Consider the following 16765-nt stretch of genomic DNA (forward strand, 5'->3'; position numbering starts at 1 on the left):
ATATGTCATTTTACGGCTATACAGGGAAAATTGCTTATGTAAATCTTACTGACAATGAGATTAGAATGATTGACACTGAAAAATATATGGACTGGCTGGGGGGCCATGGACTGGCCAGCGCACTGTTCTGGGATTACTGCGAAGATAAATCAATCAAACCTTTTGACCCTAAAAATCTGATTGTGGTGGCAGCAACACCGTTTTCGGGAACCATGGTTCCTTCAGCGGGAGCCCGTGTGGAAGTGACAGGAATCGGAGCATTTGGAGAACCAGAGTGGTACAATCGTTCCAGTCTTGGGGGACGTGTTGCGGGAAGTATGAAGCGAGCAGGTTTTGATGCGTTCATGGTTACCGGGAAAGCGGATCATCCTGTCTGGATCAATGTCTATGACGGCACGGTCACCATTGAAGATGCTACTGAAATGTGGAAAAATGAATACGATGCGTATGAGACACAGATTGAGATTCAAAAGATTGTTACAGAGGGGGCTGAAAATGGCAGGTGGTATGATATCAGGACAGAGAAGCGTAAAGCAACCACCATGCAGCGGCCGGCTGTTATGGCAATTGCACCCATAGCTCAAAGGCTTGGACGTGTTGCGGGTATCGTACATGATGCAAGCCATATTGCTGCACAGTGCGGTTTTGCGGCGGTATGGGGGTCCAAGAACCTGAAAGCTGTCAGCTTTGCAGGAACACAGTCCGTCAAAGTGGCAGATCCCAATGCGCTTCTGAAACTGCGGGAAGAAATTATTGACAGGACCGTTTATAAGATTGATAAGCCAGATAATATTCCATATGACTGCCATTTTCAAACACATTTATTTAATACACCTGGACGTGGGCAGGGGCTGTCAAATTTCAGCTATCTTCCTTCACGCCCTGAAGCTTGTGAAGGATGTCATGGTGCATGCCGTGCTATTTATCCGGATGGTAAAGGGAATGAATCCTTTTGTATCATCTTCAACTGGGGAAAAGGTTCTGTGGAGCCGGAAGAAACAGGAAGGCTGAACGCAGACCTGTTGAATCGCTGGGGAATCAATGGATTTGAGATTGATACGCCGTCCTATGTATATGCACTGTATAAACGCGGCCTTGCAGGACCGGGTAAACAGATTGATACAGGTGATCTTGATTTTTCAACATATGGGACGCATGAATTCTCTCGTCAGCTTCTGCTGAAGATGGTAAATCGTGAAGGAGAATTGGGAGATGCGCTGGCTGATGGTGTTGCCAGGGCTGCGAAGAGATGGGGAACCTGGGATGAGGATTCCAGGACAGGTGTGCTGGTACATCCTCAATGGGGATACTATGAGCATTACTCACCTCAGGTGGAAACAGACTGGAGTTATGGAAGTATATTTGGAGAACGTGATATCAATGAGCATTATTTTAATTTTTATGTGTACTGGGTTCCGAAAGCTTGTATTACACTTCTGGATATTCCGCCGCTGCTGTCTGCAAGCCAGATGGCAAATATGCTCGCAAAATCCACAGGCCTGACTCCCATGAGCTTTGATTACAGTGAAGAAGGCATGTATAGTGATGCGAGAATGGATGCGGTTGTATGGGGGCGTCATTGGGCGCGTGTATGGGAACAGTCGTTATGCTTCTGCGACTGGGGATTTCCGCGCATTAATTTTAATGATCCCTATGGCAATTATGAGATTGATATTGATGATTACGGCTGTAAACTCTATAAAGCCGTAACCGGAAAAGAGATGACCCGGGAAAAAGCCCTGGAGCTCGGACACAAGATATTTACACTGGATAAGGCAATCTGGACACTACAGGGCAGACATCGCGATGACGAAGTATTTGCAGGTTATGTTTATGAACGTCCGAATCCAGAGGATGCTTTATATCCAATGTATAAAGATGGGAAATGGGATTACTGCTCCGGTAAAGGGCGCACCATGGACCGTGACAAGTTTGAAGATTTTAAGACACGCTTTTATATAAGAGAAGGCTGGGATACGGCAACCGGCTGGCCGACCAGAAGCACTCTTGAACAGATGGGGTTGAAAAATGTTGCAGATACTCTGGAAGCCGCTGGAAAACTGGGAGCAGAGTCATGAGCTGCTATGAGATGGAATCCGAACCTCTGGATGAGATATTTGGATTCCATATGGATTATCCTACAGCAGATGAAGTACACAGATTTAAAAGGGAAGTATCCTGGGAAGAGCGGTTTGAAGTGCTTTCCCAGGGTTTCCACAGGGGGTGTTATGTTGATTATTGCTATACGCTTCAATCCCTGACTGATTTTGTGACTAAAAGAAATCCGCGCAATCCGACAGGGGGTGTCCGAACTCTGGATGGAGAGAAGCTGACAGCCTGGGTCAATGATATAATAGGAGACCATGAACTGGCCGCTGTACTGGAAAGAGTCTTTTCAGGTAATGAAAGAATGCCCGTTATAGTAGATACGGTTCGTGTGGTGCTGTCTGCCCGCATGAACCAGTATGCGGAGGTCCTGGAAGAGGAGGAATGATTATGCTGGATATTGCGCAGGATTTTCCGATGTTAAGGAATCTGAGGAGTGAGAACTGCCGTTTTGTGTATCTGGACAATGCTGCGACTACGCAGAAGCCGGACTGTGTCATAAATGCGCTGACAGAATGGTATTGCTGGAGGAATGCAAATCCCCACAGAGGGACTTACAATTTGTCGAAAGCTGCCACAGAGCTCTATGAAAAATCCAGAAGAGTGGTGGCAGACCATATAGGGGCTGACGTAGGCGAGATTATTTTCTGCAGGAATACCACGGAGGCAATTAATCTTGTAGCCCAAAGTTTTGCTCTCAATAAAATTACGGAAGGTGATGAAATAGTTCTTCCCATATCAGAGCATCATAGTAACCTCCTGCCATGGCAGAAGATTGCCAGAGAACGGAAGGCACGTCTGGTTTATCTGCTGACAGACCGGTATGGCCGACTGACAGATGCAGAACTGGATAAAAAGATCGGATCCCACACTAAAATCGTAGCGTGTGCAATGGTGAGCAATGTACTGGGCACATGGTTTCCCCTAAAAAAGATTATCGATAAAGCACACAGCGTCGGCGCTTTTACTGTGATTGACTGCGCCCAGGGGCTTCTGCACGGTTCTGTGAATCCTTATGAAATGGGGGCTGACTTTCTTGCCTTTTCAAGCCATAAGGCTTTTGGGCCAAATGGTATTGGGATTTTGTGGGGAAGAAAAAAGTATCTGGAAGAGATGACACCTTTTTTAAGAGGTGGCGAGATGGTTACGGCCGTGACAGAACGAAAAGCTATCTTTGAGCAGGCCCCCCTGAAATTCGAGGCAGGGACGCAGGATCCCGCAGGTGCTTATGCTTTTGCTGCAGCACTGGATTATATTGAAAATCTTGGGATAGAGAAGATACGTGCTCATGAGGCTGTACTGACACAACAGCTTTTGGAAGGATTAAGAAGGATATCAGGGCTGAAAATATACGGCAATCCGGATTATGCGGATGACAGAGGCGGAATCGTGTCATTTAATATTGCGGGGCAGAGCCCTTTGGCAGTTGCTTTTTATCTGGACCGCAGCGGAATTACTATTCGTGCAGGAACGCACTGTGCCCAGCCGCTGCTCACCTATCTGGGAGCTGCAGCCACCTGCAGGGTAAGTCTCAGCCCTTATAATACGGAGGAAGAGATTGCGTACTTTCTGGATTGTCTGGCGAAAGTGCCGGAAACGATAGCAGGGACCACATTAAAAGGAAGATGATTTGTAATAATTAGGCTCCTTATCCAGAGTTAAGATGGAGAAGGGGCCTTTTTAATACAATCGTCCTGTGATCAATCACCTTTTCTACGTTTTCCCCTTGATGATTATCCGCCTACAGAGGAGATACTTTTAATATAAATAGAGCGAAAACAGCAGATTGTGATGGGAGATGTATAAATGAGAGATCCTTATGGAAGAAAGATTAATTATATGCGTATTTCTATAACGGACAGGTGTAATCTTCGGTGTCGTTACTGTATGCCGGAGGATATAGAAAACATACCTGCGAGGGAAATACTGAGTTTTGAAGAAATTTTGATGGTCTGCCGGGCAGCAGTTTCACTGGGGATTACCCGGTTCAAGCTGACAGGAGGAGAACCTTTAGTACGGAGAGGCTGTTCTGAGCTGGCAGGGAAAATCAGGAAAATTCCGGGGGTGGAGCAGGTAACGCTGACGACAAATGGAATTGGACTAAAAAAGAATCTGCCGGCACTTCTGGAGAGCAGGATAGACGGAGTAAATATTAGTTTGGATACTCTGGATTCAGAGCAGTATAGACAGATTACAGGTCGGGACGGGCTTACAGAGATTTTGGATGGCCTGGAGGCGGCAGTGTGGGCCGGAATAAGGGTTAAGGTTAACTGTGTCATGCAAAAAGGGGTCACAGAGGAGCAGTGGCCATACTTGATTGGATTGGCGAAAGAGCACAAGGTGGATGTTCGTTTTATTGAAATTATGCCCATTGGATACGGGAGAGAATATATATCCCTGTCTGCACAGGAATTGTTTTCACTGATTGCCAAAAGAAACCCCAATATCTTATCTGACAAAACGGTACATGGAAATGGACCGGCGGTATATTACCGCATACCGGGTTTTCTGGGCTCAATAGGATTTATCTGTGCTATGCACGGGAAATTTTGCAGCAGATGCAATCGAATCAGAATGACAGCACAGGGGGATGTGAAGCCTTGTCTTTGTTATGAAGAAAGTATTTCTTTAAAACCTGTTCTGCGCTCTGGCGCAGATGACCGGGAGAAATTCCGGCAACTGCGGGGTGCCTTGTATCAGGCTGTTATGAAGAAACCGGATCAGCATTGCTTTGAACAACTTCAGAAGATTACTGAAACCCATAAGATGATTCAAATAGGAGGATAAATCTGTAACCCTGTTCTATGGTATTTCTGATGTGACGGGAATACATAGGACAGGGTTTTGGGGATTATGGGGATAGTGCTACCGCATGACATATCCAAGAGTCGCGGACAGCCTCCTTACAGCAGCGATAAGCGTTTCACTTATTGCATGCTCCTCCTCCTCGGTGAGCGTAGTGCCGCTGATACTGATTGCACCCAACGGCGTATTGGTATAATTCATTACAAGAGCGCCCACACAGAAGATGTTATATTCATTTTCTTCCCTATCCAGCGCATAATGCCGCTGTTTCACTTCACTGATATCCTGAAGTAAAGCGTGGACATCCGTAATGGTGTGTTCTGTGAGACGCTTTACATTAAATTTTTCCCATTTCTCAATAATCTCATGGTTTGAATATGTGGACAAAATCGCCTTGCCGGCACTTGTGCAGTACAGAGGAGAACGCCGTCCAACGTTTGTATAGACGGAGAAGGAAGGTGCAGTCTGTCCAATGCTCTGTACACATAAAAGCTGATTGTTATCCTCAACAGAGAATTGTGCAACCCGCCCTGTCTCTCGGCTCAAATCGGCAAGTGTGGAGTTGATCAGTGAAATCTGATCCAGATTCTGTACGGCGTTGATACCCACTTCATATGCCTTTAATGTGAGACTGTATTCATTGTTCGGTCTCTTCTCAATATAACCATTTTCCACCAGCGTATATACTAAACGTGACAGGGAAGCCTTGCTGATGTTCATCTTTTCATGTAATTCAGCTAATGTCATATTGCCTGAACGGGATATTGTTTCGAGAATTTGGAAAGCACGGTCTATAGCCTGAATCGTTTCCATTTTCTGTATTGCCTTGCTCAAAGTATATCCTCCTTATCCTGATTTCTGAAATTAATAATTTATTTCATTATACATTTATATGAATGAGTGTGCAAGAGAGATTTTGAACATTAACTTAATATAATGATTTATTGCGCAGAAAACAGAATATTAATTTATAAAAATGAAATAAATTATGAGTAGTACAATGTGCATAAAAGCAGATAAAAAACATTATGCATAATTTTATAATATTATATTTGTAAAATGAATTATAATATAGTAAAATGAAATAAATAATAAAAATAGAAACTTAAAATAAAATTATGAAATAAAGGAGAAGGAAAATGGAAGAAATGAGAAGAGTATCGCTGTCCATGTTCAGCGATAAGGATCTGCAGAGAGTTCACGATTACTCTATGAAGCTTCTGGCAGAGAACGGTGTCAATATCACCAGTGACAGAGCACTTGAACTTTTTAAGAAACATGGTTTCCGTGTAGACGGCACACAGGTTTACATGACAGAGTCGCAGGTCAGGGATGCGCTGGAGAAAGCTCCTTCGCAGTTTGTGATGCATGGACTTGATTCCAAGAAGAGCATTAACCTGGGCGGAGGCGATTATGGCGTACCGGGTCCCATCGGACCGGTGAATGTAACCGATCTGGACAATGGCATCCGCCGCGGTACGCTTCAGGACGTGATAAATCTGGTCAAGATCTACCAGAGCAGCAAAGTCATGACCATGAACTCCAATAATGGTGTAGAGGCCAACGATGTGGACCCGGTCAACCGCCATCTTGAGATCATGCGTGCTCTTTTGAACCATACGGATAAACCCTTCTATACCAAGCTGTTTTCTTATGAAGAAATGCATCAGGCTATTGATATGGTAGAGATCGCTGCAGGTGAGAAGTTAGAGCCGGGTGGAAAAGTATATCTGGCACCGGGGTCTGCGCCTTCTATGAGTCCGATGTCCTACAGCCGTGAGGTGGCTGACAATATCATTGCGCTGGCTGAGCGCGGACAGGCTGTTACCATGGGAACTGCCACAAGTACAGGGGTGACCGGTCCTATCCGTATCTTTGGCACGATCACTATGCAGAATGCGGAGATCCTGGCAGGCATTGTTCTGACACAGCTTGTGAATCCAGGCAATCCTGTAGGCTACGGAGTGGGTGCCTGCCCCGGCAATATGAAGGGTGCGACCTACTGCTGCGGTTCTCCGGGACGTGTGATGCTTCAAATCGGTTCCATGGAGATGGGCAAAAGGTTCTATAACCTGCCGTCCAGAACGATACCCTACAGCACAGATGCCCTGAACTGTGATATCCAGTGCGGTATTGAATCTTATGAAGGTACCATGGCGAATATCCTTTCTGGTGCAGATTACCAGTTATCTGAGATTGGAACCCTTGACAGCCTTATGACTACTTCCTATGAAAAAACCATTATCGATGAGGAGATTACCAGCCGTCTGCTCTATATCAGAAACGGTATCGACGTATCGGAGGAGGCTGCTTCCTTAGAGTCCATCATGGAAGAGGGCAGCGGCGGACAGTTCATTACCAGTGACGATACCCTTGATTATATGTATAGCGCATGGTACCCGGATTATACGGACTGGGACAGTAATTATAAGAAGAGGCCAATGGAGGATTATACCTATGTACTCCGCCGTGCCAATGAGGAATGGAAGCGCCGTCTGGAAGAGGCACCGGAAACTTTACTTGATAAGAGTACAGCCGAAGAAATCGATGCATATGTAGCAAAGCACAGCAGATAACAGGGCATGACATTTTAAGAGAGCTGTGCGTGTTCTTTCGGCCAGAGCAATTTTCAAATACGCTCTGCTATGCAGCAGGAGATACAGATTACATGAAACTGAGATATGGGCAGGGGTCCTGAACTGAAGGATATATGGTACAGGAACCTGTCCATATTATGCAAATGGAGTCGGAAATCAAATATTAAAAAAATAAATGAAATATACCGAAAGGAGATTGAATCATGGCAAAAGCAAAAGCAACTGCGGACACCAGCTTATGCAAGGGCTGCCGCCTGTGTGTAGGGGTATGTCCGGTGAAAGCCATTGAGCCTCTCACTGAGATCAACAAAAAAGGATACGAGATCATCAGAATCGATGAAGAAACCTGTATCGGATGCGGACAGTGCTATAAGATCTGTCCCGATTATGTATTTACCATTGAGTAGAAGGAGGCAGAGAAGATGAGTAAAGGATTTCAATTAATGAAAGGCAATGAGGCGATCGCTGAGGCTGCTCTCCGTGCAGGGTGCCGCTTCTATGCAGGTTACCCTATCACGCCCCAGAGTGAGATACTGGAATACATGTCAGCCAACATGGCGGACCGCGGGGGCGTCTTCATCCAGGGGGAAAGCGAGATCGCAAGTATGAGTATGCTGTGGGGAGCTGCAGCATGCGGTGAGCGTGTAATGACAAGCTCTTCCGGTCCGGGGTATGATCTGAAGCAGGAAGGGATCTCCTATCTTTCCTCCTACAATCTTCCGGCGGTCATCATAGATGTCATGCGCTACGGTGTAGGCGACGGTGAGATCACAGAGGGTCAGGATTCCTACTGGCTGGCGACCAGGGGCGGCGGCCACGGAGATTCCAGGCAGCTTGTCCTCACACCGGGTTCCGTGCAGGAATGCGCAGAGCTTACATACGAAGCTTTTGACCTGGCTGAAAAATACCGCACTGTGGTGATCATCTTAAGCGATGGCGGAATCAGCCAGATGATAGAAAAGGTAGTCCTTCCCGAACCGAAGGAACATGACAGAAGTAAATTTGACTGGGCGATCAAGGGTGAGAAGAAAAAAGATGAACCGAAAGTAAAGGTCACCAATCTGGATCGTTCCATGGATTACAGTGCATACGATGCGATGGTACGGAAAAAATTCTCCGATATGTATCACAATGAGCAGCGCTGGGAGAATTTCATGACAGAGGATGCCGAGCTTATCCTTGTTGCCTATGGAATCTCTTCGAGAATATGCAAGTCAGCAGTGAGAAGAGCCAGAGAAGCAGGCATGAAACTGGGCCTTATCCGTCCCATCACGGCATGGCCTTATCCGAAAAAAGCCTTTGAAAATCTCCCGGAGGGATTAAAAGGGCTGGTAACTGTTGAGATGAGCCTCTCCTCCCAGATGGGACTGGATATCCGTCTGGCCACAGAGTATAAGGTTCCCCTCTACGGTTATCTGACATCAAAATATGTTCCCACAACTCAGGGAATCGTAGACTTCTGCAAAGGGGTACTGGCAGGAGATGTTAAGGAACTGGAGGTATATTGATATGGCAGCTAAAATGACAAAACCGGAAATGATCAACCAGCAGGTGGGATGGTGTCCCGGCTGCGGCCATGGTATCATACAGCGCCTGATCGCAGAGTGCTGCGAGGAACTGGGGCTTTGTGAAAAGACCATCCAGGTCGTGGATATTGCCTGTGCTTACTGGTCTATTGACACTCTGAACTGTGACGGCATCGCAGGTCCTCACGGGCGCTGCGCGGCAGTGGCCACAGCAATCAAAAAGGTTTATCCGGATTCCAATGTCTACGTCCATGCAGGGGATGGGTGCTCTTATGTGATCGGCCTTTCCGAGACCTGCTACGCGGCCCAGAGGAATGTTCCAATAACTATGATCGTGGTAAATAACGGAATATTCGGCATGACCGGCGGTCAGATGTGCCCGGCGACCACTCTGGTGGGAGACAAGACAGTCAGCAGTAAAAAAGGAAGAGATGACAAGGTGGCAGGAGAGCCGTTCGATATGCTGAACATCCTTCAGAATTATAAAATCGCATATGCGGCTAGAGGTTCCCTGTGTGATCCTAAACACATTGATCAGACGAAGAAGATGTTAAAGAAAGGCTTTGAGAACCAGAGGGACAAGAAAGGATTTTCCATTATAGAGATCCTTTCCCCATGTCCGACTAACTGGAAATTATCGCCGGCAGATGCCATGAAGAAGATGAAAGAGGAAAATGAAAAGGTATTCCCGGTGAAAGTATATGTAGATAATGGGGGTGACGAATAATGGCTGATATTATGTTTGCAGGTATCGGTGGTCAGGGCGTATTGACAGCCGGAAAGATCCTGATCGAGATCGCGGCAGAGCACGGCAAAAATGTGAGCTGGACCAGCGAGTATTCTGCGGAGATGCGCGGAGGCATTGCCCTCTGCCGTGTGGTGGTATCCGATGAGGAGATAGGAAGTCCTTACCCGGATTACCTGGATGTGCTGTGCTGCATGAATGAGGACGCGTATGACAAATATGTGTCTGATATGCGGGAAGGAGGCTGCGTGATCATCAACCGCTCCGTATTCGGAGAAAAGCAGTTCCCGAAAAATGTGAAGGTATACGGTGTGGATGCTATGGAAATTGCCTCAGAACTGGAGAACCAGAGAGGCCTGAACCTGGTAGTCCTGGGGGCTATGATCAGGGCTACCGGCATGATGGATGTAAATGAGTTTGCAGATACACTGGAAGCTTATTTCAATAAAAAAGGCAAAGCAAGTGACAAAAACGTGCAGTGCTTTATGATGGGATATGAAAAAGCGGAGAAGATGCAGTGAGGGCTGATATATGGATTTGAGAAAATTATTGAAACCAAGGACAGTTGCCATCGTAGGTGCCAGTGAAAAAGCGGGATTCGGCGGTGATACCACCCGCAATTACCTCAAATTCTCCGGGAATCTGGATCATCTGTATCTGGTGAATCCGGGAAGAGAGGAGATCTTCGGCCACAAGGCATACCACTCCCTGTCAGAGATAGAGGGAGATGTAGATCTGGTCATTCTGTGTACCCCCCAGAAGACCATACTTTCCTTATTACGGGAAGCGGCAGGGAAGAACTGCGGAGGAGCCGTGGTCTTTGCCAGCGGATACAGTGAGACGGGAGCAGAGGGGAAAGAGCTTCAAAGAGAGCTGGTCCGGGAAGCCGACCGCCTGGGAATCGCGGTCATGGGGCCGAACTGTGCGGGGTTTGCCAATTTCATTGACGGTATCTTTGCGTTTGCCTTTCTGGTGGAGGAACGGGACCGTTCCGGCAATATCGGTATGATTTCCCAGAGCGGACAGATCGTGCTTGGAGGGCTGGACAGTCCGAATATGGGATTCTCCCATGTGATCTCCTCCGGCAACTCCTGTAATGTGAAGGTGGAAGATTATCTGGACTTTCTGGTGGAGGATGAGGATACAAAAGTCGTGGCTGCATACATAGAGGGCGTGTCAAAACCGGAGAAGCTGGTGGAGACATTCCGCAAAGCGGCAATAAAGAAAAAACCGGTTGTGGTATTGAAGACAGGCCGTTCCGGCAAAGCGCAGGAGCTGGCAAAATCCCACACAGGCTCCCTTTCCGGGGCAGATAAAGTCTTGAGAGCTGTATTTAAGCGGTACGGTGTCATAGAGGCCAGGGATCTGGAAGAATTATGCGGTCTGGCTGCTGCATTTTCCTGGCTGGAAGAGCTTCCTAAGGGGGAGAGATGCGTATTCATGAATGTTTCCGGCGGCGAGGCCGGGGTCATGGCAGACCTGACAGACGAGTTCGGAATCCGCCTGGCGGAATATCATCCGGAGACGAAAGCATATCTTCAGACTCTTGTTCCGGATTATGGTTCCGTAAATAATCCTTTTGATATGACAGCAGGAATCGGATACAACACCCCGGTCATGGTTCGGGCCATGGAGGCCATCTCAAAAGACGATCATGTGGATGCCATCTGTATTGCCTATACCATCACGCCGGAGATCTGGGATGATACCATCTCCCATATGGTGGAGGCGGTATCCATTGCCAGAGAGAATCCGGATATGAAACCGGTATTCTGGATTCCGTTCATTGAGCACACAAGGCATCAGGCGAGTGCGGATATCCTGCAAAAAGCAGGCGTGCCTCTGCTCCCATCAGGGCGCTACGGATGCCGAATCTTAAAGCAGGTGCTGGATTTTGCCAATTTTGAATACCAGGATACAGAAGCGGCGGTTCCCGAAAGAACACATGGGTCTTCCCAAGGACTCAGCGAGTACGAGAGCCTGAATTACCTGAAAGCACACGGCGTTACGATTCCGCCCCAGGCCGTGGCTGCCACAGCAGATGAGGCGGTAAAGGCAGCCGGGAATCTGGGATATCCCCTGTCCGTGAAGATACATTCTGCTGATATTCAGCATAAGTCTGATGTGGGCGGTGTGAAATTAAATATCAGGGATGAGGCAGAGCTTCGCCTGGCATTTGAGACGGTGATGGATAACTGCAGGAAAAACGCGCCGGATGCGAAGCTGGAAGGTGTACTGCTAAAACCCATGCTCAAAGCAGGAGTGGAGATGATCATCGGTGTGAACAACGATAAGGATTTTGGCCCTATGATCATGGTGGGAATGGGCGGTGTGTTCGTGGAGCTGTTCAAGGACGTGCAGCTCGCACCGGCGCCGCTTACCAGGGAGCAGGCGAAAAAGATGCTGGAGAGCCTGAACTCTTATCCGCTGCTGAATGGCTACCGCGGTAATCCGGTATGTGATAAGGAAGCGCTGGCGGATATGCTGGTGAGCATCAGCGAGATGGCTGCTAAGGGAAAGGACAGCATAAAAGAACTGGATATAAACCCGGTGTTTGTGACGGAAGAGGGCGTAGCCATTGCAGACGCACTGCTTGTACAGTATATAGATTGATAAAAAATAAGCGGAGGAAAGAATATGGAACTGAAAGAATTAGTGAGCACGGAAGCATCCCCGGCACTGGGGCCTTACTGTCACGGAAGAAAATACGGCAATATGATCATTACCTCAGGCCAGATTCCTCTTACAAAAGACGGGGAATATGTATATGAGATCAAAGCGGCCACAACGCTGGTGCTGAACAACCTGCTCAGCATTGTAGAAGCGGGCGGCGGATGCAGGGAAAGTGTGGCCCGTGTTGACGTGTACATCAACAGTCTGGACGATTTTGCTGCCATCAATGAGGCCTATGCGGAGTTTTTCGGCAGCCACAGACCCACCAGAGTGTGCGTACAGGTGGAGGCGCTCCCGGAAAATGTCCCTCTGGAAGCATCCATGATCGCTTTTGCTGAGGAATAGATCTGTATACACATTCCAGAGAACATAAAGGAGATTGATAATGAATAGAATCGCATTAAAGGGCGGCCTGCTCATTGACGGCACAGGGGCCGCGGCAGTAAAGGACAGCCTGGTGCTGGTGGACAACGGTAAGATCACATATGCCGGCCCGGGAAAAGCGGTACCTAAGGGATATCATATAACAGATATTTCCGGTAAGACAGTGATGCCGGGATTGATCGATGCACATCTGCATTTTTCCGGCAATCTCACAGACAATGACAGTGACTGGGTGCTGGAGGACAATATCCAGAAAGCGGTGGTGGCTGTACAGCAGTCACATGAGTGCCTGGAAACAGGTCTGACGACCGTGGGGGAAATCTCAAGATTCGGCATCCATATCCGGAATATGATAGAGGCGGGTGTCATGAAGGGGCCGAGAGTAGTGGCCTCAGGCCTTGGGTTCTGCGCCACATGCAGCCACGGGGATTCTCATAAGGTATCTATAGAGATGAACAGAGAATCTCATCCGTGGGCAGAGTGTGTGGACGGGCCTTGGGATCTTCGCAAAGCCGTGCGTCGGCGTCTCAGGGAAAACCCGGATGCTATAAAAATCTGGGCTACGGGAGGCGGTATCTGGCGCTGGGAGACGGCTATGGACCAGCATTATACCATGGAGGAAGTGCAGGCAGTTGTGGATGAGTGTAATATGCGTCACATTCCTGTCTGGTCCCATTGTTTTGGAAGCGCGTACAATTCTGCTAAGGCAGGAGTTCATTTGATTATACATGGACAGTCACTGGATGACGAGACACTGGATATTATGGCGGAAAAAAATATTGCTTTTTGTCCAACCATCAACTTTATGCCGGCATGGTTTGATACATTCCCTCCAAAATACGATCCAAAGCTCCACGACAAATATCCGGGAAATTCAGTGAAAGAGAAAGAATTAAACCGTATTTATGATAATTTGAGAAAAGCCAGCGCCAAGGGTATTATTCTCACAATCGGTTCGGATTCTTTTAACTCTCAGATGACGCCTTATGGAGAGACGACTGTCGGGGAATTGTACGCATTCGTAGAGAAAGCGGGAATCAGCCAGATGGATGCCATTGTGGCCGCTACCATCAACGGTGCAAGAGCCCTTCGTGTGGGAGATATTACAGGCTCTCTGGAGGAGGGCAAAAGCGCTGACCTGCTGGTTATAGACGGCAATCCCCTGGAAGATATCAGGACCATAGCGGCAGAGCATATGGATGTGATCATGAAAGAAGGAGATTTTGTAAAAAACCGCCTGGAAAAGTAAATATAGAATAGAAGCAGACCGGCAGGGAATGTATCATTCCGCTGCCGGTTTTTTGTCACTGCGTTTCCCTGAAAAGAACATAATTTTACCATATAAAATACAAATTCTCCCCCATATTTTCCAAAGCCGTTTTTTGTTACAATAAACCCATCAAGAAAAGAGGTAACAAACCGCGGAAACTGTTACAAGATGATGGAGGATAAGAAAAAATGGAGAATTTTGTTGCATCACCGGAGCGGCTGATTATCGGCGCCCTTCTGGGATTTGCCGTGCTGCTGTTCATGATCATTAAGCTGAAGGTACAGCCGTTCCTGTCAATTATGCTGTCTGCCCTGATTATCGGCCTGGCAGTAGGTATGCCTTTTACCATGATTACAGATACTTTATCTGAGGGTGTGGGAACCACGCTTCAGACCATAGCCGTATTGATCGGACTGGGTTCCATGTTCGGAGCGATCCTGCAGGTATCCGGCGGTGTGGAGGTAATCGCCCAGACACTGCTTGATAAGTTCGGAGAGAAAAAGGCTGCCTGGGCTTTGGGCGTCACGGGCCTTATTGTGGGAATGCCGGTATTTTTTGAGTCAGGCCTTCTGATTCTCATTCCCATTGCGTTTGGAATTGCGAAGAAAACCAACCGTTCCATTTTCCACTATGCCATTCCCCTGCTGGCCGGACTTGCCATCGGGCATGCCTTTATCCCGCCAACACCGGGTCCTGTGCTGGTGGCAGAGATGCTGAATGTGGAATTGAGCTATGTGATCATCCTGGGCATCATCATCGGGATTCCGGCCATGATCCTGGCCGGCCCTGTGTTCGGTAAATTCGCAGGGGACCGATATAACTTTCCGGTTCCGTCCTCCTTTGAGCAGAATGAGAAGAAGATGGTGGAGGGAAAACTTCCGTCCTTCGGCACCGTGGTGGCCATTATACTGCTTCCGCTGTTTCTGATCATTCTGAATACCCTGTCATCCGTGATTCCGTTTATGAAGCCGCTGAATCCGGTACTGACCTTTTTGGGAACCCCTGTGATCGCCCTTCTGCTGTCCACGATCACGGCCATGGTGCTGCTGGGAATGCGCCACGGCTACACCAGGGAGGAGCTGACAAAGATCATGACAGAATCCCTGTCATCCGCCGGAAATATCATTCTGCTGATCGCAGGCGGCGGTATGCTGCGCTTCATTCTCCAGAATTCCGGTATCGGTGAAGCCTTCGGAAATTTCGTGGGAGGCCTTCCCCTGCCGCTGGTACTTGTGGCATTTTTGATCGCCGCTGTGGTGAGGATCTCCGTTGGTTCTGCCACGGTATCCATGACAATGGCTGCCGGGATCATGGCATCCATGCCGGCCATTGCGGATCTGTCACAGATTCAGCTCGCCACCATCACCATTGCCGTGGCAGCAGGCGCTACTGCCTTCAGCCATGTAAATGACTCCGGCTTCTGGCTCTCCAAATCCCTCTTTGAGGTGGATGAGAAGACAAATCTGAAGACCTGGACCGTGATGGAAACGATCATAGGCATCGTCGGTGTCATAGGCGCCACGATCATCTGGTTTATTGTACAGTAAGGTTAAAAAAATAAGAGAGGTAAAAAATTATGAAGTTATCATTTCGTTGGTATGGAAAAGAGGATAAGGTTACATTGGAAAATATCCGTCAGATTCCGGGCATGCACTCTATTGTGACTGCAGTCTATGATGTCCCTGTGGGAGAGGTCTGGAGCCGGGAGAGCATAGCGGAGCTTAAAAAGCAGACAGAGGAGGCCGGCCTTCACTTTGAAGTCATTGAGAGCGTTCCCGTACATGAGGATATCAAGCTGGGCAAGCCGGCAAGAGACCGCTATATTGCCAACTACTGTGAAAATATCAAAAGACTTGCAGAGGCAGGCATCAAATGTATCTGCTATAACTTTATGCCCGTCTTTGACTGGACCAGGACACAGCTTGACCATGTGCTGCCGGACGGCTCTACCTCCCTTGTATACTACCAGGAGCAGGTAGACCAGGTAAATCCTCTTGCCAGTGACAGCGACCTGACACTTCCGGGCTGGGATGCCAGCTATACCAGGGAAGAACTGAAACAGGTGGTGGCTGAGTACAACAGCATGTCCGAGGAGAATCTGTGGGATAATCTGAAATACTTCCTGGAAGCAGTGATCCCCACAGCCGCATCCTGCGGTGTAAATATGGCGATCCATGAGGATGATCCCTGTTGGAGCATTTTCGGCCTTCCGAGAATCATCACCTGTGAGGAGAATCTGGACAGGTTCCTGAAATTAGTGGACGACCCGCACAATGGCATCACTCTCTGTACCGGTTCCCTGGGCTGCAGTGCAAAAAATGATGTGGTCAAAATGGCCGGAAAATACGCAGCCATGGGAAGGATCCACTTTGTCCATGCCAGAAATGTGGCCGTCCTGGAGGACAACAGAGGATTTGAGGAGAGGGCACATCTGTCAGCATGCGGAAGCCTGGACATGTTTGCCATCCTGAAGGCCCTTCATGACAATGGATTTGACGGCTACATCCGTCCGGATCACGGCCGCATGATCTGGGGAGAGACAGGCAGAGCGGGATACGGCCTGTACGACAGGGCACTGGGAGCCACATACTTAAACGGTATCTGGGAAGCCCTGGATAAAATAAACAGATAGAGAATACAGACCGGCATATGGGGAACA

At 48.1% G+C, this 16765-nt stretch carries 15 protein-coding genes; 14 read left to right on the forward strand and 1 reads right to left on the reverse strand.

All coding sequences use genetic code 11. The features are described 5' to 3' along the window. The first annotated feature begins 2 nt into the window (after positions 1 to 2). The 4 genes from MUB35_RS07685 (at position 3) to moaA (ending at position 4893) form a co-directional block, all read left to right on the forward strand. Positions 3 to 2078, forward strand: coding sequence for an aldehyde ferredoxin oxidoreductase N-terminal domain-containing protein (locus MUB35_RS07685; RefSeq protein ID WP_227245272.1), 2076 nt, complete (start codon positions 3 to 5; stop codon positions 2076 to 2078). Next, positions 2075 to 2494 (forward strand): hypothetical protein, encoded by a 420-nt coding sequence (locus MUB35_RS07690; protein WP_227245274.1) that lies wholly within the window; start codon positions 2075 to 2077, stop codon positions 2492 to 2494. The genes MUB35_RS07685 and MUB35_RS07690 overlap by 4 nt, the downstream gene beginning before the upstream one ends. Positions 2495 to 2496: 2 nt before the next feature. Continuing rightward, a complete protein-coding gene (locus MUB35_RS07695) occupies positions 2497 to 3735 on the forward strand; it encodes an aminotransferase class V-fold PLP-dependent enzyme (RefSeq protein ID WP_244805992.1) in 1239 nt (412 codons plus the stop codon). A gap of 177 nt (positions 3736 to 3912) precedes the next feature. Further along, positions 3913 to 4893, forward strand: a complete 981-nt coding sequence (gene moaA / locus MUB35_RS07700) for a GTP 3',8-cyclase MoaA (RefSeq protein ID WP_244805993.1) — start codon at positions 3913 to 3915, stop codon at positions 4891 to 4893. Between the two features lie 78 nt (positions 4894 to 4971). Here moaA and MUB35_RS07705 read toward each other — a convergent pair whose 3' ends face one another. Next, entirely contained in the window at positions 4972 to 5745 is a 774-nt protein-coding gene (locus MUB35_RS07705) for an IclR family transcriptional regulator (protein ID WP_081960433.1), read from the reverse strand. A 305-nt stretch (positions 5746 to 6050) separates the two neighbouring features. Between MUB35_RS07705 and MUB35_RS07710 the strand changes: the two genes are divergently transcribed. The 10 genes from MUB35_RS07710 to uxuA all read left to right on the forward strand — a co-directional run bounded on the left by MUB35_RS07710 (position 6051) and on the right by uxuA (position 16738). Then, complete coding sequence (locus MUB35_RS07710) at positions 6051 to 7487, forward strand: trimethylamine methyltransferase family protein (protein ID WP_244805994.1); 1437 nt, start codon at positions 6051 to 6053, stop codon at positions 7485 to 7487. Positions 7488 to 7711: 224 nt separating this feature from the next. Continuing rightward, complete coding sequence (locus MUB35_RS07715; RefSeq protein ID WP_033142177.1) at positions 7712 to 7915, forward strand: 4Fe-4S binding protein; 204 nt, start codon at positions 7712 to 7714, stop codon at positions 7913 to 7915. Between the two features lie 15 nt (positions 7916 to 7930). Then, positions 7931 to 9016 (forward strand): 3-methyl-2-oxobutanoate dehydrogenase subunit VorB, encoded by a 1086-nt coding sequence (vorB, locus tag MUB35_RS07720; protein WP_103731415.1) that lies wholly within the window; start codon positions 7931 to 7933, stop codon positions 9014 to 9016. Between the two features lies 1 nt (position 9017). Then, a complete protein-coding gene (locus MUB35_RS07725) occupies positions 9018 to 9761 on the forward strand; it encodes a thiamine pyrophosphate-dependent enzyme (protein ID WP_033142175.1) in 744 nt (247 codons plus the stop codon). Next, positions 9761 to 10300: a 2-oxoacid:acceptor oxidoreductase family protein gene (locus MUB35_RS07730; RefSeq protein WP_033142174.1), complete on the forward strand. Its 540-nt coding sequence runs from the start codon at positions 9761 to 9763 to the stop codon at positions 10298 to 10300. Before MUB35_RS07725 ends, MUB35_RS07730 begins: the two co-directional genes overlap by 1 nt. Positions 10301 to 10310: 10 nt before the next feature. Then, positions 10311 to 12392, forward strand: a complete 2082-nt coding sequence (locus MUB35_RS07735) for an acetate--CoA ligase family protein (protein ID WP_244805995.1) — start codon at positions 10311 to 10313, stop codon at positions 12390 to 12392. A gap of 24 nt (positions 12393 to 12416) precedes the next feature. Beyond that, on the forward strand, positions 12417 to 12797 hold the full coding sequence (locus MUB35_RS07740) for a RidA family protein (RefSeq protein ID WP_033142172.1): 381 nt from the start codon (positions 12417 to 12419) through the stop codon (positions 12795 to 12797). A gap of 40 nt (positions 12798 to 12837) precedes the next feature. Then, positions 12838 to 14085, forward strand: coding sequence for a metal-dependent hydrolase family protein (locus tag MUB35_RS07745; protein WP_244805996.1), 1248 nt, complete (start codon positions 12838 to 12840; stop codon positions 14083 to 14085). Positions 14086 to 14294: 209 nt separating this feature from the next. Continuing rightward, positions 14295 to 15653 carry a GntP family permease gene (locus MUB35_RS07750; protein ID WP_103731418.1) on the forward strand — a complete coding sequence of 453 codons (1359 nt, stop codon included), beginning with the start codon at positions 14295 to 14297 and terminating at the stop codon, positions 15651 to 15653. A 29-nt stretch (positions 15654 to 15682) separates the two neighbouring features. Continuing rightward, complete coding sequence (uxuA, locus tag MUB35_RS07755) at positions 15683 to 16738, forward strand: mannonate dehydratase (RefSeq protein WP_244805997.1); 1056 nt, start codon at positions 15683 to 15685, stop codon at positions 16736 to 16738. Positions 16739 to 16765: the final 27 nt, after the last annotated feature.

It is taken from the genome of Blautia sp. NSJ-175, assembly GCF_022867815.1.
In the GTDB taxonomy this organism is placed as follows: Bacteria; Bacillota; Clostridia; order Lachnospirales; family Lachnospiraceae; genus Blautia; species Blautia celeris.